This is a genomic window from Pantoea phytobeneficialis (assembly GCF_009728735.1).
Classification (GTDB): domain Bacteria; phylum Pseudomonadota; class Gammaproteobacteria; order Enterobacterales; family Enterobacteriaceae; genus Pantoea; species Pantoea phytobeneficialis.
In genome coordinates this window covers 4,082,227-4,101,386 of record NZ_CP024636.1, presented here as the reverse complement: position 1 = coordinate 4,101,386, position 19,160 = coordinate 4,082,227, and the positions used below count along the sequence as shown (strand labels likewise).

The window sequence follows — 19,160 nt, the reverse complement described above, 5'->3', positions numbered from 1 at the left end:
TACAGTAGAGGCAGAGCCTGATTAAACTCCAGGAGTTGCTATGTCTGTGCAATCGTTTCAGATTGATATCGCGCAATCACAGTTGGATGACCTCGAATGGCGTCTGCGCCAGACGCGCTGGGCGGCGACCCTGCCCGGCGCTGCGTGGCAGAAAGGCACCGCGCCTGATGAGCTGAAAGCGTTGGTGGATTACTGGCTGCATCAGTATGACTGGCGTCAGCAGGAGCGCGACCTTAACCAGCTTGGGCATTATTACTGGCGGCAGGATGAGACGCAGATCCATTTTGTCCATCAACGCGGCAACGGGCCTGACCCGTTGCCGCTGTTGTTGACTCACGGCTGGCCCGATTCGTTTTTGCGCTACCAGAAAATTATCCCGCTGTTGACCGATCCGGCACGTTTTGGTGGCAAGGCGGAGGATGCGTTCGATGTTATCGTGCCATCGCTACCGGGCTTTGCCTTTTCGGCCTGCCCGCCGGGCGGGGTTAACAACGCGCAAATCGCTGATCTCTGGGCGCAGTTGATGACCGAGTTGGGCTACCCGCGTTTCGCCGCCAGTGGGGGCGATATTGGTTCTGGCGTCACCCGCTACCTTGCGGTGCAGCATCCCGACAGGTTGGTGGGTATTCACCTCACCGATATCGGGTTGGTACGCCCGTTGATGCAGGCGACCGGTGCAGATCTTACCGATGAAGCGCGCGACTATCAGGCGGCAGCGATGAAATGGATTACGCAGGAAGGGGCGTATATGGCGCTGCAATCCACCAAACCGCAAACCCTGGCATTCGCGCTCAATGATTCCCCGGTCGGACTGGCAAGCTGGATTCTGGAGAAATTCCACAGTTGGGGTGATTGCCAGGGCAATGTGTTTGGCCGCTTCAGCAAAGATGAGTTGCTCAATAACATCATGTTGTACTGGCTTACCGCTAGCTTCGGCACCTCAGCCAACCTCTATTACGAAAACAGCCACTCGCTTCCGCCGATGGCGAAAATCACCGTGCCGACCGGGCTGACGCGTTTTCCGTATGACCTGATGCCGCCGCCGCGCCACTGGGCAGAGCAGAATCTGGCTATTCGGCACTGGCATGAATTGCCACGCGGTGGGCATTTTACCGCGATGGAGGAACCAGAGTTGTTGGCGCAGGAGATTCGGGCGTTTTATCAGCCATTGCGCTGAAAGGTATCATTTCTGGCGATATCTAAAATCAAAAATCACGATTTCCGTGATGTCTTCTCCTTTGTCATGCTGAGCACCATCGGAAAAGGCAGGGATTCGCTATCACTGCCACACTTACCTTTTTGCTGACGAGGATGACTGACAATGCAAGCGATGATCTTAAAAAGCCCCGGTGGACTGGAGAATTTGCAATTGGTGGACCTGCCGGACCCCGGCAAACCTGGGCCGGGTGAAATCCGGGTGGCAATTCATGCCACTTCACTGAATTTCCACGATTTACTGGTCGCCCAGGGGGCCATTCCGACCGCTGATGGCCGCATTATGATGGCAGACGGCGCGGGGGTGGTGGAAGAGATTGGCGCTGGCGTCAGCGAATTTAAGGTGGGCGATCATGTGGTATCCGGCTTCTTCCCGCAGTGGCAAGACGGATTATCCTCGGCTCAGGTCGGAAACTTTGCCCAAACACCGGGCGATGGTGCGCACGGTTTTGCCGCAGAAGTGGTGGTGCGTCCGGCCAGCCACTTCACCCTGGCACCAAAAGGCTGGCGACATGCGGAAGCGGCGACCATCACTACCTCCGGTCTGACGGCCTGGCGCGCCTTGGTGGGTGATGCGCAGATCAAAGCGGGTGATACCATTCTGACGCTGGGTACCGGTGGCGTGTCCATCACCGCGCTGCAAATTGCCAAAAGCATGGGCGCTCGGGTGATCGTCACCTCCTCGTCCGATGAAAAGCTGGCGCGTGCGCGCGAGCTGGGCGCGGATGAGGTGATTAACTATCGCAGCACGCCGGAGTGGGGCAAAGCGGTGCAGCAATTGACGCAGGGTCAGGGTGCGGATGTGGTGATTGAGCTGGGCGGTCCCGGCACGATGGCGCAATCGATCGAAGCGGTGCGTGTCGGTGGTCATATTGCGTTGATCGGTGTGCTGACCGGGCGTGAAGGCGTGATCCCTACCTCGCTGTTAATGGCAAAGCAGGCGCGCATTCAGGGATTGATTGTCGGCCATCGCCGCCAGCAGCAGGACTTTGTGCGCGCACTGGAGCAGACCGGCATTCGTCCGGTGATCAGCGACAGTTACGGCACCCTGGGAGATCTACCGGCCGCGTTTCAGCATCAACAAAACGCCGGTCACTTCGGCAAGATTACGGTGGAGTGGTAAATTTCATTGCGCGATAAATCGCGCCGCTACCGTATCTGCAAAGTTTCATAACGACGCGATTCATCGCGCTGTTATGAACAATATCTGCAAAGTTTCGTAGCGGCGCGATTCATCGCGCTGTAATGAATAATATGTGCAAAGTTTCGTCGCGGCGCGATTCATCGCGCTGTTATGAACAATATCTGCAAAATTTCGTCGCGGCGCGATTCATCGCGCTACAAATTAATAATAATCGCCGTGACGATAATCCCACGAAGGGAAAATATCGGACAGCAGCGACATAATCTTATCAACATCAAGACCTTTGCGGATCAGCACCGGACAGGGTGTGATTTTGCGCTCGCCTTTTTGCTCCGGGATTAAACGACCTTCATTATCCACCATCGACACCATCACTCCCTGCTCATAACGCACTTTGTTGTCGTCATTGGGTTGAATGGATTTCACGTAATCGTTGGCAGCAATAATTAAATCGGCACGGGATTCAATGCGTTCGCCAATACCTTCAACCAGACCGCGGTTACCCTGACCGGATGGGTTAGCGGAGCTGGCAAAGGAGAATTTACCGTGTTTTTCCCACAATTCTTTTGCCAGTATTTCACCCGGCTTGCCGAATTTAATCACGAAACAGCTGGTCTGGCGGCCATCCATCATTAACGCTTTGGAACCGTCAGCCGGAATACGCGACAACGCATCTTCACGCCACGGTAAGATGCAGCCCAGCAAAATGTCCTGATCCCAGTGGCGTTGATACAGTTCGTCGATTTCCGGGTTGAGCTGTGCCAGGGAACGCAGTTGCTCCAGCGAGCCGCACAGCACCACGCCTGGCTTGTTGCGATTACGGTTTTTCGCCTCGAACTTGCGCTCCAGACCGGCTTTATCGGAGGTCATAATGATGTAGCCGACCTTGGTGGGGCTGACGATCATGCCGCCCTCTTTGGCCAGAATGTCGATGGCTTCGTGCTGTAACCCGCCATTCCAGGTTATTTTTTTACCGCTCATGGAAAGACCCTATCTGCATACAAAATATGACGCACAGGAATATTACCTGCGATGAATATAAGGGATTACGTTATTAACCCGATATTTCTTCAGGATATGCTCTGCCATTATTTATTAACAGGCAAACCATTAGAGTTATAGGGTTAATTGCAGCGTTTAGCAATAATCGTCTCGGGATAATAATACTAACAATAACCGTCATGCAACTGATGAAAATAACGATAAAATAGATAGGGTTAATTTTAAATAACGCTTAAGAACTGTGGTGTTATTTAGAAAATCGAAGCGCTAAACAGGTGGTTACCGGTTTAGCGTTGCGTTTAAAAAAGGAGAGAATGCGCCGTGGCGCGCAGCGCGATACCTAACAGAATACCCGGTACGGCGAAACGGAACAGTCGTGGGAAGCGACTGGACAGCCCGAGGAAAATGCCGATGCCGGGCAGGTCGAAGGTCTGGATAAGCAAACCTGCCGACGCGTTAATATTGTGGGCGCTGTACAACCCTTTTTCCACCAGACCCGCAATGACGCCATAGTAGGCCGTGCCGCCTGCCAGGCATTTGGTGAGCGCGGGCAGAATGTAGACCTCGGAAATATTCAGCCGATCCAGCAACGGAGACAACCACCGGGTCAGCAATTCTACGCCACCGGCCTCTTTCAGAATGCCGACTACCGATAAGGAGAGGATCAACATCGGTAGCGAGCCAAGCGCCAGACGAATCGCATCGGAACCGGCATTATTGATAATGGCAATCAGGCCGGGCTTCGCTTCGTTATGACTGATCCCTTCGTCTTCATCACGCAGCGCGACGGCAGGGAGCTTACGACCAAAAAAGTGGTAAGTGGTGGAAGCCGCCACGATGCCCCCACAAATCGAGATCAGTATGGCCGCCCCCCAATGCAGACCGGCAGGAATCAAAGGATAAAAGGCATTTGCCTGGCCCATGGCAAATAACATGCTGAGCGTGGCAGCCATATGGCGATCGGAGGTGCCACGTTTTTCCATAATCGCCAGGGCGGCGAGCGGAGCGGCGAAACTGACAAAATTTAACTGGATGAGGGCAAATAACGCCAGCCCGGTAATACCCAAAGGTTTTAATAACGGCGTGGTATGACGAACAATAAAATCGAGTACGCCTTTTGCCTCCAGATATTTCATCACAAATAACATAACAACCATGATGGGAATCAGCGTATACAGCGCCACATCCACCGAGGCTTTGCCCGCCGACATAATAATACTGATGATATTCATGCCTGATTCTGTTCCTTGCTACTTAATCCCCGCTGCGCAAAATAAATATTCACGCCAGCCTCCCTCTGCCAAATAATTCACCAAAAAACAGCCACGCGATAAATGCGTTAGCGTCTGCAAAGAGAGAAATGTTATCCCGGCGAGCGAGGATTGAGTAGTAAAGAAACAGAGTTTTTGTCTGGAAGGGAAAGGGAGGAAAGCCAGCATGCTGTAACATGCTGGCCGGGTTAGTTAGCGCATCGTCACAAACTCTTCCGCTGCGGTCGGGTGGATCGCCACGGTGTTGTCGAAGTCTTTTTTGGTGGCACCCATTTTCAGCGCCACTGCAAAGCCTTGCAGCATCTCATCCATGCCAAAACCGATACCGTGGATACCGACGATTTTCTCTTCCGGTCCTACGCAGACCAGCTTCATCCGGCATGGCTGACGGTGTTGGGTGACGGCGGTGTACATGGCGGTGAAGGCCGATTTGTACACTTTCACCTGATCATCGCCGTACTGCTCACGCGCCTGGGGTTCGGTCAGACCGACGGTGCCAATTGGCGGGTGGCTGAATACTACGGTCGGGATATTGTTGTAATCCAGATGTTCGTCCGGCTTGTTGTTGAACAGACGCTCAGACAAGCGACGGCCTGCTGCTACCGCTACCGGTGTCAGCTCCACCGCACCAGTGTTGTCGCCCACTGCGTAAATGCCCGGCACGCTGGTGTTCTGGAACTTATCCACCTTGATATAACCTTTCTCATCCAGCGCCACGCCAGTGACGGCCAGATTGAAGTTATCGTTGGCTGGCTCACGGCCAATCGCCCATACCAGGCAATCTACGGTTTGCTCCTGACCGTTTTCCAGTTGCAGCGTCAGGCTGCCGTCAGCGTTTTTGATCACCGCTTGCGGGATGGAATCGGTATGCAATGACGGGCCTTCAGCCTGCATCACTTCAACCAGCGTATCGGTGATCAGCGGATCAAAGCTGCGCAGCGGCGCGTGCTTACGCACAAACAGGTGGGTTTCCGCGCCCAACGCGTTGACCACACCTGCCAGCTCCACGGCGATATAACCGGCTCCGACGACCGCCACACGCTTTGGCAGCGCATCCAGCTCAAAGAAGCCGTCGGAGTCGATGCCGTATTCTGCTCCCGGCACGTTGGGATGGCTTGGACGGCCACCAGTGGCGATCAGGATATGATCAGCGGTAATGGTTTCGCCGTTCACCTCCACGGTGTGCGCATCAACAAAACGGGCGAAGCCTTTGATTACTTCCACCTTATTCTTGCCCAGCACGTTGTCGTATGAGGTGTGGATACGATCGATATAGGCGCTGCGATTTTTCACCAGGGTTGACCAGTCGAAGCGGTTAACCGTGGTGTCGAAGCCGTAATCCGGGCCATACAGGTGAATAGCTTCGGCAATCTGCGCCGCGTGCCACATCACTTTTTTTGGTACGCAACCTACGTTGACACAGGTGCCGCCCAGCTCTTTGGCTTCAATCAGGGCGCATTTCTGGCCGTACATCGCTGCACGGTTAATGGAGGCGATTCCGCCGCTGCCGCCGCCAATGGCAAGGTAGTCAAAATGTCTGGTCATCAGATGTGTCCATTTGCAGGAAGAAAAATTGGGTTAGAGTGTAACGCTGACAGGGGAAAGGGCGCAAAGATTGCACCTATGATTGTGATAGGGTTGGATCAACACCCATTACAGGGAAGCACCGTATGCAACTGACATTTCTTGGCACCGGCGCAGGTGCGCCAAGCCTGCAACGTAACGTCACCGCCATTGCGTTGACCTTATCCAAACGGGGTGACACCTGGTTGTTCGATTGTGGTGAGGCGACGCAGCATCAATACATGCGTTCGGCGCTGAAACCGAGCAAGCTGGAAAAAATCTTTATTACCCATCTGCACGGCGACCATATTTTTGGTCTGCCCGGATTGCTCACCAGTCGCTCGATGGCGGGCTTGAAAGAACCACTGACCATCTATGGTCCGTCAGGTATCCGTCAATTCATCGAGACGGCGCTGAACCTGAGCGGCTCCTATACCAGCTTTCCGCTGGAAATCGTGGAAATCGCCGCCGGGCTGGTGTTTGACGACGGTGATTTCCGTGTCACCGCCTGGCCTATGAATCATATTGTGGAGTGCTACGGCTACCGCATCGAACAGCATGATACCCCCGGTTTTCTTGATGCTCCGCGCCTGAAAGCGGAAGGGGTGCCGCGTGGGCCGTGGTATCAGCAACTGAAGCAGGGCGAGCGTGTCCGGTTGGAGGATGGGCGCGAAATTAATGGTGCTGAATATCTGGGGCCGTCCACCAAAGGCAAGGTGGTGGCGATTTTTGGCGATACCGGGCCGACTGAGGTGGCGTTGCAACTGGCGGCTGATGCCGATGTGATGGTGCACGAAACCACGCTCGAGGCGGCGCTGGCGGAGAAGGCCAACAGTCGCGGCCATTCCACCACGATACAAACGGCAGAAGTGGCAAAACAGGCCGGGGCTAAGCGGTTGATCGCCACCCATTTTAGCTCGCGCTATTTGTCACAGGATCGGGAGAGATTGCTGGCGGAGTGCCAGTCCATCTTTGCGGCGACGGAGCTGGCACATGATTTTGCGGTGTTCGAGATTTAGTGCGCCTTACTCCGGCACAATCCACTCAATACGAGTATGACCGGTGCCTGCTGGCACCAGTTTCTGATGCAGCCACGGCAGCAGTTCTTTCATCTGCTGCTCCAGCTTCCACGGTGGGTTAATCACAATCATCCCCGAAGCGGTCATACCACGCTGGTCGCTGTCCGGGCGGACGGCCAGCTCAATCTGCAAAATGTTGCGAATGCCGGTGGCTTGCAGATCTTTGGTCATATGTTTGATTTGCTGACGTAGCACCACCGGATACCACAACGCGTAGATACCGGTACTGAAACGCTTGTAACCTTCCTGAATGCCTTTCACCACGTCCTGATAATCGCTTTTCAGCTCATACGGCGGGTCGATCAGGATCAGGCCACGGCGCGTTGGCGGTGGCAGCTTGGCTTTCAACTGCTGATAACCATCGGCACGCTCGACACGCGCACGGCTGTCTTTGCTGAATTCATTGCGCAGCAGCGGATAATCGCTGGAATGCAGCTCGGTGAGTTGCAGTTTATCGTCCTGGCGCAGCAGATGGCGGGCAATCAGCGGTGAACCCGGATAGTAGCGCAGGGTGCCGTTAGGGTTCAGGTTACGGATCGCCGAGAAGTAAGGCTTCAGCAGTTCCGGCGCATCCGGCTGCTGCCAGATACGCGCGATGCCTTCCAGATATTCACCGGTACGCTCGGCGTGCTCACCGCTCAGCTGGTAACGTCCGGCACCGGCGTGGGTATCCAGATAGAGGAAAGGCTTCTCCTTCTCCATCAGGGCGGTCAGGATCAGGCTCTCAACGGTGTGTTTGAGCACGTCGGCATGGTTGCCGGCATGAAAACTGTGGCGATAACTCAGCATAAAAAAGAGGGGTCCGCGGTTGGATCAAAGAATTCACTACATCGTATGTGGCGGGATTATAGCCGCGCTGGATAAAAATTGCTGACGTTTCGGGGCAGCATTGATTTTCCGCTAATCAGGCCGCATGTTAGTAAGATTGCGTTGCGCGACCGATCGCGCCCCATACTCCATAAAAGGACTGCGCTTATGACCAATCCGTTACTTACGCCTTTTACCCTTCCGCCTTTTTCTGCCATCAAACCTGAGCACGTTGTTCCTGCGGTAACCGCCGCACTGGACGACTGCCGTGCGGCGGTGGAGCGCGTAGTGGCACAGGGCGCGCCTTATAGCTGGGATAACCTGGTACAACCGCTGGCAGAAGTGGATGATCGCCTCGGGCGTATTTTTTCGCCGGTCAGCCATCTGAACTCGGTAAAAAACAGCCCGGAACTGCGTGAGGCTTATGAGCAGACGCTGCCGCTGCTGTCCGAATACAGCACCTGGGTTGGTCAGCATGAAGGACTGTACCAGGCGTATCGTGACCTGAAGCAGGGTGACAACTATGCGGCGCTGGATATCGCCCAGAAGAAAGCGGTGGATAACAGCCTGCGTGATTTCGAGTTATCGGGTATCGGACTCGATAAAGAAAAACAGAAACGCTATGGCGAGATTGCCGCGCGTCTGTCTGAGCTGGGTTCGACCTACAGCAACAACGTCCTCGATGCCACTCAGGGCTGGAACAAACTGATCACCGATGAAGCGGAGCTGTCCGGTATGCCGGAAAGCGCGCTGGCGGCAGCCAAAGCGATGGCGGAAGCCAAAGAGCAGGAAGGCTGGTTGCTGACGCTGGATATCCCGAGCTATCTGCCGGTGATGACCTACTGCGACAACGCGGCGCTGCGTGAAGAGATGTACCGCGCCTACTCAACCCGTGCGTCTGATCAAGGCCCGAACGCCGGTAAATGGGATAACGGCCCGGTGATGGCAGAAGAACTGGCGCTGCGCCACGAACTGGCCCAGTTGCTCGGCTTTGATTCCTTTGCGGATAAATCGCTGGCGACCAAAATGGCGGAAAGCCCGTCTCAGGTGATCGATTTCCTCACTGACCTTGCTAAACGCGCCCGTCCACAGGGTGAGAAGGAGCTGGCCCAACTGCGCGCCTTCGCCAAAAAAGAGTTCGGCGTCGACGAGATGAATCCGTGGGATCTGACTTACTACGGCGAAAAGCAGAAGCAGCATCTCTACACCATCAGCGATGAGCAACTGCGTCCCTATTTCCCGGAAGCGCGTGCGGTGAATGGCCTGTTTGAAGTGGTGAAACGTATCTACGGCATCAGCGCGCAAGAGCGTAAAGATGTCGACGTTTACCACCCGGATGTGCGTTTCTTCGACCTGTTTGATGAAACCGGCGAACTGCGCGGTAGCTTCTACCTCGACCTCTACGCGCGTGAGCACAAACGCGGCGGAGCCTGGATGGACGACTGTGTCGGCCAGATGCGCAAAGCCGATGGCAGCCTGCAAAAGCCGGTGGCTTACCTCACCTGTAACTTCAACCGTCCGGTGCAGGGCAAGCCTGCGTTGTTCACCCATGATGAAGTGACCACGCTGTTCCACGAGTTTGGTCATGGTCTGCATCATATGCTGACGCGTATCGAAACCCCTGGCGTGTCCGGTATCAGCGGTGTGCCGTGGGATGCGGTGGAACTGCCGAGCCAGTTTATGGAGAACTGGTGCTGGGAACCGGACGCGCTGGCGTTTATCTCCGGCCACTATGAAACTGGCGAGCCGCTGCCGAAAGAACTGCTGGATAAAATGCTGGCAGCGAAAAACTACCAGGCAGCGCTGTTTATCCTGCGTCAGCTGGAGTTCGGCCTGTTCGATTTCCGTCTACACACCGAGTTTAACCCGCAGCAGGGCGCGCAAATCCTCGAAACCCTGCGTGAAGTGAAGAAGCAGGTGGCGGTGGTACCCAGCCCGGAATGGGGCCGTTTCCCGCACGCCTTCAGCCATGTGTTTGCGGGTGGCTATGCCGCAGGTTACTACAGCTACCTGTGGGCCGACGTGCTGGCTGCCGATGCGTACTCACGCTTTGAAGAAGAGGGTATCTTTAACCGTGAAACCGGTCAGTCGTTCCTCGACAACATCCTGACGCGTGGTGGTTCTGAGGAGCCAATGGAGCTGTTTAAACGCTTCCGTGGCCGTGAACCGCAGCTCGATGCGATGCTGGAACATTACGGGATTCAGGGATAAGCCTGCTTGTGAAAATCGGTTTAATTGATGAAACAGGCGCCGGAGACGGCGCCTTATTACATTTGGCCCAGCGCTGGGGACTGGAGCAGGATGAGCAGTCGCCACTGGCGCTGGTGCTGACTGCCAGCCATCTTGAGCTGCGTAAACGCGACGAGCCAAAGCTGGGCGGCATTTTTGTTGATTTCGTCTCTGGCGCGATGGCGCACCGGCGTCGTTTTGGCGGTGGGCGCGGTGAAGCAGTGGCGAAAGCGGTGGGTATCAAGGGTGATTACCTGCCGGATGTGGTCGATGCCACGGCCGGATTAGGACGCGATGCCTTTGTTCTGGCCGCGCTGGGCTGCCGGGTGCGCATGCTGGAACGTCATCCGGTGGTGGCGGCGTTGCTGGAGGATGGTTTGCGTCGGGGTTATGACGATGCGGAAATCGGCGGCTGGCTGCGCGAGCGATTAACGCTGCTGCATGTCGTCAGCCAGCAGGCGCTGAGTGAAATCACTCCCGCGCCAGATGTGGTGTATCTCGACCCGATGTATCCTCACCGGCAAAAAAGCGCGATGGTGAAAAAGGAGATGCGGGTATTCCAGTCTCTGGTAGGCGCGGATGAGGATGCTGATGCACTGCTGGAACCGGCGCGGCGTCTGGCGAAAAAACGTATTGTGGTGAAGCGCCCGGATTACGCCCCGCCGTTAGCGGGTGTGGTGACACAGTCAGCGGTGGTGACCAAAAGCCATCGTTTTGATATCTATCCGCCGCTAAGCTGATATTTGCACCTATCCGCTACAAAAAAACAGGCCGGTTTCCCGGCCTGTTTTGTTATTCGTCGTCATCGCGCAACGGCACAATCAACATATCAATATGCACCGTATTAATGAGCTGGCGCGCTGAGGACATCAGCTTGCTCCAGAAGTCCTGATGGTGGCCACATACCACCAAATCCACATCATATTTTCTAATCGCATCCACCAGCACCTGACCGAGGTCACCGCTACCGCTCAGGGTTTCACTGATGGGGTATCCGGCGTTGGTCGAAAGTTCTTTCAGTGCGGTATGCGTCTCTTCAGAGATGCGTTTCTGCATATCACCTAAATTGACGTCAATCAGCCCGGTGTAGAGGTCTGAATAATTCACATCAACGTGGATTAATGAGATTTTCGCATCATAAGGACGTGCCAGTGAGACGGCTTTTTCAACCAGTAACTGGCTTTCAGGGGAAAGGTCTACTGCAATCAGGATGTGTTTATAAGCCATGATATAACTCCTTTCACAAGATTCTGGGGGCAACCCGAATTCCTGCCACGTCACGGCTGGCGAAATCCTTTGCGCATAACGGCGATAAGCGCCACCCATCGAGATTTATGCTTTGCAGGCGGTTTGTTGTTATACCCCCAGTATAGCCAGAGTTGTTAACAAATGCTGCAAGGCGCTGCGCCGCTGTGAGGAAGATCAAGGGTTATCGCTTTTTTCGCTCGCGGTGAACGAAAATCATCGCTGGAAAAATTTTTACCAAATCTCCTACACTGAAAATGACGGTCATACATCTCCTGATGACTTACCGCCGGACTCGCAAAAAAACAACGCAATTCGATTCATTCAGTGGAAGGCTTTCTCGTGGAGCGTTTACAGCGTTGCGTCTCCACGTCTCCAGCCGGGAGGGGATCATGATTAGCACTATCGCGCTTTTTTGGGCTCTTTGTGTAGTTTGTCTGGTGAATATGGCGCGCTACTTCTCTTCTCTGCGCTCGTTATTGGCGGTGCTACGCGGTTGCGATCCGCTGTTATATCAATATGTGGATGGTGCTGGCTTCTTTACGTCGCACGGTCAGCCCAGCAAACAGGTGCGCCTGGTGCGCTATATCTGGGAGAAGCGCTATCGTGACCATCACGACGAAGAGTTTATTCGTCGCTGTGAACGGGTACGCGGGCAATTTATTTTGACCAGCGGGCTGTGTGGGCTGGTGGTTGTCAGCCTGATCGCGATGGCGGTCTGGCAATAAAAAAAGGGCGACATTGCTGTCGCCCTTCGGTGTCTGAAGCGGTGATTACACCAGCTTCAGCGCAATCCAGTACAAGGAACCGGACAACAGAATACACACCGGCAGGGTAAACACCCACGCCATCGCGATATTCTTGATGGTACGGCTTTGCAGACCGCCACCATCAACCAACATGGTCCCGGCGACTGACGACGACAGAATGTGCGTGGTGGAAACCGGCATCCCGGTGTAGCTGGCAATGCCAATCGACACCGCTGCCGTCACCTGCGCTGACATACCCTGCGCGTAGGTCATGCCTTTCTTACCAATCTTCTCACCGATAGTGGTCGCCACACGACGCCAGCCAATCATGGTGCCGACGCCAAGCGCCAGGGCTACGGCCATGATGATCCACACCGGCGCATACTCAACGGTTCCCAACAGATCGCTTTTCAGCTTGTTCAGGAAACGCTGGTCGTCAGCGCTGGTTTCCGGCAGCTTCGCCGCTTTATCGGCGGTATCGGAGATGCACAGCAGCAGACGACGCATCTGGCTGCGCTGGTCAGGTGTCAGGTCACTGTAGCTTTGCAGATTGTTCAGTAAGCCCTGAGCTCGCTGAATCGCTGGCAGCGCACGGGCGCTATCGCAGTGGAATTCATGCGGGCCATTGATGGACTCTTCTGGCGCAGGCACCGCAGGCGGCACCATCTGCACGATGTGCGTCAGGGTTTCGCTGTGCTGCTGGTAGTACTGCTCCAGATGGTTGACGGCATCACGGGTACGGGTGATGTCATAACCGGAGGCATTCATGTTGACCACGAAACCCGCAGGTGCGACACCAATCAGCACCAGCATGATCAGGCCAATGCCTTTCTGACCATCGTTCGCACCGTGTGAATAGCTTACGCCAATGGCGGAAACAATCAGGGCGATACGCGTCCAGAATGGCGGCTTTTTCTTGCCGTCGATTTTCTCGCGATCGGCTGGCGTCATATGAATACGCGAGCGTTTCTTGGTGCTGCTCCAGTAGCGGCGCAGCAGGAAAATCAGGCTACCGGCAATCACCAGACCGACAATCGGCGACAGGATCAGGGAAAGGAAGATATTCAGAACTTTTGGCAGGTTGAGCGCATCAACCACCGACGTTCCGGTCATCAGAGCATTGGTCAGACCGATACCAATAATGGCACCAATCAGGGTATGGGAGCTGGACGCCGGCAGGCCAAGATACCAGGTGCCGAGGTTCCAGATAATCGCAGCCAGCAGCATGGAGAACACCATAGCCAGGCCGTGAGCTGAACCAACATTTAATAGCAGATCGGTGGGGAGCATATGAACAATGGCATAGGCCACGCTCAAACCGCCCAGCAAAACACCGAAAAAGTTGAAAACACCTGCCATCACAACCGCCAGCTGCGCCCGCATCGCACGGGTGTAGATAACTGTCGCGACCGCGTTGGCTGTGTCGTGGAAACCGTTGATTGCTTCGTAAAACAATACAAACAGCAGGGCAAGAACCAATAACAGGCCGGTACTCAGGTCAAGACCAGCAAACAGATGTAGCATAAACGTTACGCCATTTTGGAGGACATGAACGCGGCGCATTATCCGCGACAACGTGCTGTATGGGAAAGGGAAATATAGTCTTTTTTTGTCTTAATGTTGCCAGTCACACGCCTAAACAAGGGAAAAATGCCGAAATATGAGTCATTTACAATATGACATATTTACGGCATTTTTTTGACACTGGCGTCAAAGAGGACAGATCACTACAATCAGCGCCTTTCGGGTGAAGTGAGAAAAAGCAGTGGAAAAGTTTGACGTTATCATTGTTGGCGCGGGTGCTGCGGGCATGTTCTGTGCTGCACAGGCCGGACAGCGTGGCCTGCGTGTGCTGCTGCTTGATAACGGCAAAAAAGCGGGCCGCAAAATTCTGATGTCGGGCGGCGGACGCTGCAATTTCACCAATATGTATACCGAACCCGCAGCTTACCTGTCGCACAACCCGCATTTCTGTAAATCTGCGCTGGCGCGCTATACCCAGTGGGACTTTATCGATCTGGTCAATCGTCACGGCATCGCATATCACGAGAAAACGCTGGGCCAGTTGTTCTGCGATGATTCGGCGCAGCAAATCGTGGATATGCTGCTGGCCGAGTGTGAAGCCGGACAGGTGACGCTCCGGTTGCGCAGCGAAGTGCTGAGCGTGCAGCGTGACGACGCAGGCTACACCCTGCAACTGAACGGCATGACGGTGCAGGCGGAGAAGTTGGTGATCGCCAGCGGTGGCTTATCGATGCCGGGGCTGGGAGCTTCACCGTTCGGTTATAAAGTGGCGGAGCAGTTTGGTTTGAAAGTGTTCCCGACGCGCGCTGCGCTGGTGCCTTTTACTCTGCATAAACCGCTGCTGGAACAATTGAACACCTTATCCGGCGTGGCGTTACCCACCACCATCACTGCGCAGGACGGCACCTTATTTAAAGAGGCGTTGTTGTTTACCCATCGCGGTTTATCTGGCCCGGCGGTGTTGCAAATCTCCAGTTACTGGCAGCCCGGCGAGTTCGTGACGGTGGATTTATCCCCGGCAACGCCGCTGGATGGGTTTATTAATATCCAGCGTGACGCCCATCCGAATCTCAGCCTGAAAAACAGCCTGGCGAAAATTTTGCCGAAGCGCCTGGTGGAAGTGTTGCAGGCGCTGAACCAGATCCCTGACGTCACCCTGAAGCAGCTCAACAGCAAGCAGCAGGGCGAACTGGTGCAAACCCTGCATCAGTGGCGGGTACAGCCAAACGGCACCGAAGGCTACCGCACAGCTGAAGTGACGCTGGGCGGCGTGGATACCACCCTGTTATCGTCAAAAACCCTGGAAGCACGCGATGTGCCCGGATTATATTTTATCGGCGAAGTGGTGGATGTGACCGGCTGGCTGGGTGGCTATAACTTCCAGTGGGCGTGGAGTTCCGCCTGGGCGTGCGCGCAGGCGTTGTCATCCTGATTACGGCAACTTGAGATTGATCAGGTAATCATACTGAATACGTGAAATATCCAGCGGGGCCCCGCCTTCAAAATAGACCTTCATAAACTCGGCAGGTCGGCCAACAATATCAACGCGCTGATAGGCTGAGCTGATAAATCGGGTCAGTATCTGCTGAATTGCCGCGGCCTGATCGCCCGGAAGTGCATTTTTACCGGTGACATTTTGTTCAAAAGTCAGGGGAGGGCTGTCTTCATCAGGTTTGTACTGTACGCGTTTGACATAGACGTCATTGCGGAATTCAGAAAATGCATTGTGGGTGGTATTGAACATATCGGCGAGATTTTTGATATGTGACGCCATCTGATTCACCGCCACGACTTTCTGGGTCACAAAACGTGTTCCCCACGCGGAGGCGGCGGTGACGCCGAACTGTACGGCATTCCTGCCAATGATGCTGCCCACACTGGAACCTAATCCCGCCCATAGCCCGGCACCGAGAAATATTGCGGTTCCCCCCAACGCACTTTTGGCGGCATTATCCACATGCTGGACGCGCACACCGGCTACCCGGTTATCCAGATGGTTAATCCTCCCCAGTGGTAACTGTCCTGACTCGACATCGCCGGAAGCCAGGCGGCGGTTATTCTCGTCTTTGTAATCTTTCAGGGTATAAGCAATCTGACTGGTTTCCGATTTAGCCAGTCTGAAGACTTCATCCGTGGATAACGAACGGACGAGAATCAAAGCTTCGTCCAGAATTTCAGTGGTCAGATAGTTTGCTGACACACGATTATTTAATTCGGGTTGTGATGTCAGTGCTAATATTTCATGTGATTTCGGAAATGCCATAACGCCCCCGAGCGTGGTTAGACTTCTTTGTTTTGTTTGATATCCCAACCCATCTGCACTGACGCGCCTTTATTCCCCTGCGAAGTCTGTTCCCAATATTCCATCGCCACCTTACTGGCCTGAAATGCGTATTCCATACCCAGGGTTGATCCATGTGCTACGCCGATATAATCGGTTTGTGTTACCAACACATCTTCCAGCGTAATAAGGGTATATTCGACTTCCTGACCGCCGGCTTTGCAGACTGACAGTTGAACTTTGGCAATATGTTTGCCGCTGGAGCAATATTTCAGTAACGCCGGGGTACCTTTATCAACCAGCGCCTGCACAGTAAGGTCACGATAATTCACTTTGCCTGCGCCACCACCACCACCCACCGCCATATTACCGGGTTGCTTTGCACCCCAGCTAAATGAATACACATCGATCCAGTTCTTGTGATTCGCATTTTGCGATTCACCATTGATGCCATCCACTTTTAAAAAAATATCTATCGCCATTGTGTTTACCATCGCCTTGTCGTGATATCAGGGTGTCATGCGTGTTTAGCTTTCTTTGTTTTGCTTAATGTCCCAGCTCACTTTGCTTTCGGCACCTTTGGTACCACTCTCGCCCTGTTCCCAATAGCTCATGGAGACTTTGGCCGCCTGGAAGGCGTAATCCACTACGATGGTGTCGCTCTGACCCACGCCGTTGAAGTCGGTTTGCGTAACCAGCACGTCTTCAAGAGTGATCTTTGAATATTCAACCTGGTTGCCACCGGCCTTACAAACTGACAGCTCGACTTTGTCGACATGTTTACCGCTGGAGCAGAACTTCAAAATCGCCGGGGTGGATTTATCAATCAACGCCTTAATATTCAGATCACGGTAAGCCACTTTGCCAGCACCACCGCCGCCGCCAACTGACATATTTCCCGGTTGTGCAGCCCCCCATGTAAAGGAGAGTACATCGGTCCATCCTTTGTGATTGCTGTCCTGGGACTCACCGGTTGTTCCGTCAACTTTCAAATAAATATCAATAGCCATTACCTGATTTCCTGATTGTTTTTTCCATGAAAGATAAATGAGATACGCATCTCACTCGGTTACGTGAAAATGGTGTCAAGCCAGTTAATATGGAGATAATTCTGTCACCGCAATGTCACTTTTCACCCGATTATCTGAATAAACCGAGGTGATATTGCGGCCTGCTAAAGCTGATATGTCACTTATTTGTGTAGAGATTGGATCTGATTATCATCGCGTAAATACGCGATGGCACCGTAATACATTAGTAAAATTTAACACGGCTTCATGTCAATAAATTAACAGTGTTAACGATTTTATTAGGATGATTCTGAAACTGAATGATGTTGCCCAATGTTGGGAAGCGTGGGGCGGGAAACGATGGTGCATTGAGTAGCGGCGCGTTTTATCGCGCGGGTCTTTGCAGGTCATGCCACAGCCTGAAAAGAGCGCGATAAATCGCGCCGCTACATATAGGGATATTCAGGGGGAAACTGAGTTAAAGCAGCTAAGGCAGATTATTTTTTTATCACCGCCACTTTCATTCCACGCTTCAATGACATGCCGTAACCCGCCAGCGCACAGGCGGCGATAAACCACGGGATCATCTTCACCACGCTGGAATCGCTGCCACTCAGGGATTGCAGATTGTTCACCACCAGAATGATGGTGAGGGTCATACAAATAATCGACAGCAGCGGTGCCCAGAACACCTGAAACCGGCTGTCATCCGTTACGACGCGACGGAAAAACAGCACCACCGCCGCTGACACGCCCAATTGCAGAATCAGGATACACAGGGTAGCGACCGCCGAACCGATGGCAAAGATGTGCACCATCGGGTCCAGCCCGGCGCTGCCCATCCCCGCCAGTAACAGCAACAGAATCACGCTATGCAGATGGCTGGCGTTATGTGGCGTACCGTTGGTGGGATGGGTTTTGCACAGCTCTTTCCAGATCAGACCATCACGGCTGATGCTAAACAGATAGCGGGAGATATTGTTGTGAAACGCCAGGGTGGCGGCGAACAGGCTGGTGATCAACAACACCGACATGGTATCCACCGCCCACTGGCCGACATACTGACGGGTGATGTTGAAGACAAAATTGCCGGGATCTTTGCTGGCGATGGCCACAATTTCATCGAAGCCATAGGCCTGCACCAGCGACCAACTGGTAAAGCAGAAAAAGGCGGTGATGAGCAGCAGGGCGCAAATGGTGGCGCGTGGCACGGTTTTCTGTGGATCGCGGCACTCTTCGGCATAGATCGCCGTTGATTCAAAACCGATAAAGGCGGCGATGGTAAAGATAAAGGCGATACCGAGGTTGCCTTGCATAAACACGGACGGCTCAAACGACTGGAAGGTGTAAGGACCGGCTTTTTTCACCAGCAGCATCACATCGGTCAGCAGCACGATCGCGACCTCGGCCAGCATCAGCACGCCCAGTAACTTACCGCCCACCTCAACCCGTTTGATGCCCAGAACCCAGGCAATCACCGCAAACAACATACTCAGCGCCCACCAGGGAATATGGGTGCTGAGATGTTCTTCAAGGAACAGCTGGGTAAAGAAGCCGAGCATGGCGACAATCGCGATTTGGATGGAGAAGTAGGCCATTAACGCCAGTACCGACGCCGATGCGCCCCAGTTTTCTCCCAGACCTTTGGAGATATAGGTATAGAAGGCACCGGCGTTATTGACGTGGCGACTCATGGCGATAAAGCCCACCGCGAACAGCATCAAAATGACGCACGACAGGATGTAAAACACCGGAATGCCACCGCCATTGCCGGAAATAATCGCCACCGGCAGGCCACCGACCACGCCAGTCAGCGGCGACGCCGCCGCCACCACAAAAAAGACCAGAGAAAACAAGCCCAACGTATTTTTGCGTAAACCGGTATCGTTGTTCATCGCCAGCGCCTCTATGGAGAGAGTGAAATTTCTCAGGCGATCTGCGTCGCCTGAAGCAGGTAACTTCGCTGCATCATTTCTCAGCGATGACGATGACAGATAGAAAAAATCGGACAGAGCAACGGTGCAGAGTTGCACCGTTTTAG

At 54.0% G+C, this 19,160-nt stretch carries 17 protein-coding genes; 7 read left to right on the top strand and 10 right to left on the bottom strand.

What is annotated here, in order from left to right; translation table 11 throughout:
- Nucleotides 1-40 precede the first annotated feature (40 nt).
- Together CTZ24_RS19105 and CTZ24_RS19100 are read left to right on the top strand one after the other, a co-directional pair.
- Nucleotides 41-1,177 carry an epoxide hydrolase family protein gene (locus CTZ24_RS19105; RefSeq protein WP_208724352.1) on the top strand — a complete coding sequence of 379 codons (1,137 nt, stop codon included), beginning with the start codon at nt 41-43 and terminating at the stop codon, nt 1,175-1,177.
- 144 nt (nt 1,178-1,321) lie between these two features.
- Nucleotides 1,322-2,338, top strand: a complete 1,017-nt coding sequence (locus tag CTZ24_RS19100; RefSeq protein WP_208724351.1) for a zinc-dependent alcohol dehydrogenase family protein — start codon at nt 1,322-1,324, stop codon at nt 2,336-2,338.
- Between the two features lie 222 nt (nt 2,339-2,560).
- Here the strand turns inward: CTZ24_RS19100 and CTZ24_RS19095 are convergent, their stop codons facing one another.
- The 3 genes from CTZ24_RS19095 to gorA form a co-directional block, all read right to left on the bottom strand.
- Nucleotides 2,561-3,340 (bottom strand): L-threonylcarbamoyladenylate synthase, encoded by a 780-nt coding sequence (locus tag CTZ24_RS19095; RefSeq protein WP_021184918.1) that lies wholly within the window; start codon nt 3,338-3,340, stop codon nt 2,561-2,563.
- A 320-nt stretch (nt 3,341-3,660) separates the two neighbouring features.
- Nucleotides 3,661-4,593: a nucleoside recognition domain-containing protein gene (locus CTZ24_RS19090; protein ID WP_208724350.1), complete on the bottom strand. Its 933-nt coding sequence runs from the start codon at nt 4,591-4,593 to the stop codon at nt 3,661-3,663.
- 231 nt (nt 4,594-4,824) lie between these two features.
- Nucleotides 4,825-6,177 (bottom strand): glutathione-disulfide reductase, encoded by a 1,353-nt coding sequence (gene gorA / locus CTZ24_RS19085; protein WP_208724349.1) that lies wholly within the window; start codon nt 6,175-6,177, stop codon nt 4,825-4,827.
- 125 nt (nt 6,178-6,302) lie between these two features.
- On the opposite strand from gorA, the gene rnz reads away from it, so the two are divergent.
- Entirely contained in the window at nt 6,303-7,214 is a 912-nt protein-coding gene (gene rnz, locus CTZ24_RS19080; RefSeq protein WP_208724348.1) for a ribonuclease Z, read from the top strand.
- Between the two features lie 6 nt (nt 7,215-7,220).
- On the opposite strand, the gene CTZ24_RS19075 is transcribed toward rnz, so the two are convergent.
- Nucleotides 7,221-8,063: a 23S rRNA (adenine(2030)-N(6))-methyltransferase RlmJ gene (locus CTZ24_RS19075; RefSeq protein ID WP_021184914.1), complete on the bottom strand. Its 843-nt coding sequence runs from the start codon at nt 8,061-8,063 to the stop codon at nt 7,221-7,223.
- 186 nt (nt 8,064-8,249) lie between these two features.
- On the opposite strand from CTZ24_RS19075, the gene prlC reads away from it, so the two are divergent.
- Nucleotides 8,250-10,292, top strand: coding sequence for an oligopeptidase A (gene prlC, locus CTZ24_RS19070; RefSeq protein WP_021184913.1), 2,043 nt, complete (start codon nt 8,250-8,252; stop codon nt 10,290-10,292).
- An 8-nt stretch (nt 10,293-10,300) separates the two neighbouring features.
- Complete coding sequence (gene rsmJ, locus CTZ24_RS19065; RefSeq protein ID WP_208724347.1) at nt 10,301-11,050, top strand: 16S rRNA (guanine(1516)-N(2))-methyltransferase RsmJ; 750 nt, start codon at nt 10,301-10,303, stop codon at nt 11,048-11,050.
- A gap of 52 nt (nt 11,051-11,102) precedes the next feature.
- Here the strand turns inward: rsmJ and uspA are convergent, their stop codons facing one another.
- Complete coding sequence (gene uspA, locus CTZ24_RS19060) at nt 11,103-11,537, bottom strand: universal stress protein UspA (protein WP_013510885.1); 435 nt, start codon at nt 11,535-11,537, stop codon at nt 11,103-11,105.
- Nucleotides 11,538-11,947: 410 nt separating this feature from the next.
- Here uspA and uspB point away from each other — a divergent pair, with 410 nt between their 5' ends.
- A complete protein-coding gene (gene uspB / locus CTZ24_RS19055; protein WP_036626735.1) occupies nt 11,948-12,283 on the top strand; it encodes a universal stress protein UspB in 336 nt (111 codons plus the stop codon).
- Between the two features lie 45 nt (nt 12,284-12,328).
- Here uspB and pitA read toward each other — a convergent pair whose 3' ends face one another.
- Nucleotides 12,329-13,828 (bottom strand): inorganic phosphate transporter PitA, encoded by a 1,500-nt coding sequence (gene pitA, locus CTZ24_RS19050; protein ID WP_021184910.1) that lies wholly within the window; start codon nt 13,826-13,828, stop codon nt 12,329-12,331.
- 241 nt (nt 13,829-14,069) lie between these two features.
- Here pitA and CTZ24_RS19045 point away from each other — a divergent pair, with 241 nt between their 5' ends.
- Complete coding sequence (locus CTZ24_RS19045; protein ID WP_208724346.1) at nt 14,070-15,260, top strand: BaiN/RdsA family NAD(P)/FAD-dependent oxidoreductase; 1,191 nt, start codon at nt 14,070-14,072, stop codon at nt 15,258-15,260.
- Here CTZ24_RS19045 and CTZ24_RS19040 read toward each other — a convergent pair whose 3' ends face one another.
- From CTZ24_RS19040 to CTZ24_RS19025, 4 genes are all read right to left on the bottom strand, one after another.
- Complete coding sequence (locus CTZ24_RS19040; RefSeq protein ID WP_021184908.1) at nt 15,261-16,091, bottom strand: hypothetical protein; 831 nt, start codon at nt 16,089-16,091, stop codon at nt 15,261-15,263.
- A gap of 17 nt (nt 16,092-16,108) precedes the next feature.
- Nucleotides 16,109-16,591 carry an Hcp family type VI secretion system effector gene (locus CTZ24_RS19035; RefSeq protein ID WP_021184907.1) on the bottom strand — a complete coding sequence of 161 codons (483 nt, stop codon included), beginning with the start codon at nt 16,589-16,591 and terminating at the stop codon, nt 16,109-16,111.
- A gap of 45 nt (nt 16,592-16,636) precedes the next feature.
- Entirely contained in the window at nt 16,637-17,119 is a 483-nt protein-coding gene (locus CTZ24_RS19030; protein WP_021184906.1) for an Hcp family type VI secretion system effector, read from the bottom strand.
- A gap of 497 nt (nt 17,120-17,616) precedes the next feature.
- Nucleotides 17,617-19,014 carry an APC family permease gene (locus CTZ24_RS19025; protein ID WP_036626733.1) on the bottom strand — a complete coding sequence of 466 codons (1,398 nt, stop codon included), beginning with the start codon at nt 19,012-19,014 and terminating at the stop codon, nt 17,617-17,619.
- Between the last annotated feature and the right edge of the window lie 146 nt (nt 19,015-19,160).

Bases quoted from the DNA above. Each gene is read 5' to 3' on its own strand.
- CTZ24_RS19105 (WP_208724352.1), top strand. From the start codon at position 41: ATGTCTGTGCAATCGTTTCAGATTGATATCGCGCAATCACAGTTGGAT.
- CTZ24_RS19100 (WP_208724351.1), top strand. From the start codon at position 1,322: ATGCAAGCGATGATCTTAAAAAGCCCCGGTGGACTGGAGAATTTGCAA.
- CTZ24_RS19095 (WP_021184918.1), bottom strand. From the start codon at position 3,340: ATGAGCGGTAAAAAAATAACCTGGAATGGCGGGTTACAGCACGAAGCC.
- CTZ24_RS19090 (WP_208724350.1), bottom strand. From the start codon at position 4,593: ATGAATATCATCAGTATTATTATGTCGGCGGGCAAAGCCTCGGTGGAT.
- gorA (WP_208724349.1), bottom strand. From the start codon at position 6,177: ATGACCAGACATTTTGACTACCTTGCCATTGGCGGCGGCAGCGGCGGA.
- rnz (WP_208724348.1), top strand. From the start codon at position 6,303: ATGCAACTGACATTTCTTGGCACCGGCGCAGGTGCGCCAAGCCTGCAA.
- CTZ24_RS19075 (WP_021184914.1), bottom strand. From the start codon at position 8,063: ATGCTGAGTTATCGCCACAGTTTTCATGCCGGCAACCATGCCGACGTG.
- prlC (WP_021184913.1), top strand. From the start codon at position 8,250: ATGACCAATCCGTTACTTACGCCTTTTACCCTTCCGCCTTTTTCTGCC.
- uspA (WP_013510885.1), bottom strand. From the start codon at position 11,537: ATGGCTTATAAACACATCCTGATTGCAGTAGACCTTTCCCCTGAAAGC.
- uspB (WP_036626735.1), top strand. From the start codon at position 11,948: ATGATTAGCACTATCGCGCTTTTTTGGGCTCTTTGTGTAGTTTGTCTG.
- pitA (WP_021184910.1), bottom strand. From the start codon at position 13,828: ATGCTACATCTGTTTGCTGGTCTTGACCTGAGTACCGGCCTGTTATTG.
- CTZ24_RS19040 (WP_021184908.1), bottom strand. From the start codon at position 16,091: ATGGCATTTCCGAAATCACATGAAATATTAGCACTGACATCACAACCC.
- CTZ24_RS19035 (WP_021184907.1), bottom strand. From the start codon at position 16,591: ATGGCGATAGATATTTTTTTAAAAGTGGATGGCATCAATGGTGAATCG.
- CTZ24_RS19030 (WP_021184906.1), bottom strand. From the start codon at position 17,119: ATGGCTATTGATATTTATTTGAAAGTTGACGGAACAACCGGTGAGTCC.
- CTZ24_RS19025 (WP_036626733.1), bottom strand. From the start codon at position 19,014: ATGAACAACGATACCGGTTTACGCAAAAATACGTTGGGCTTGTTTTCT.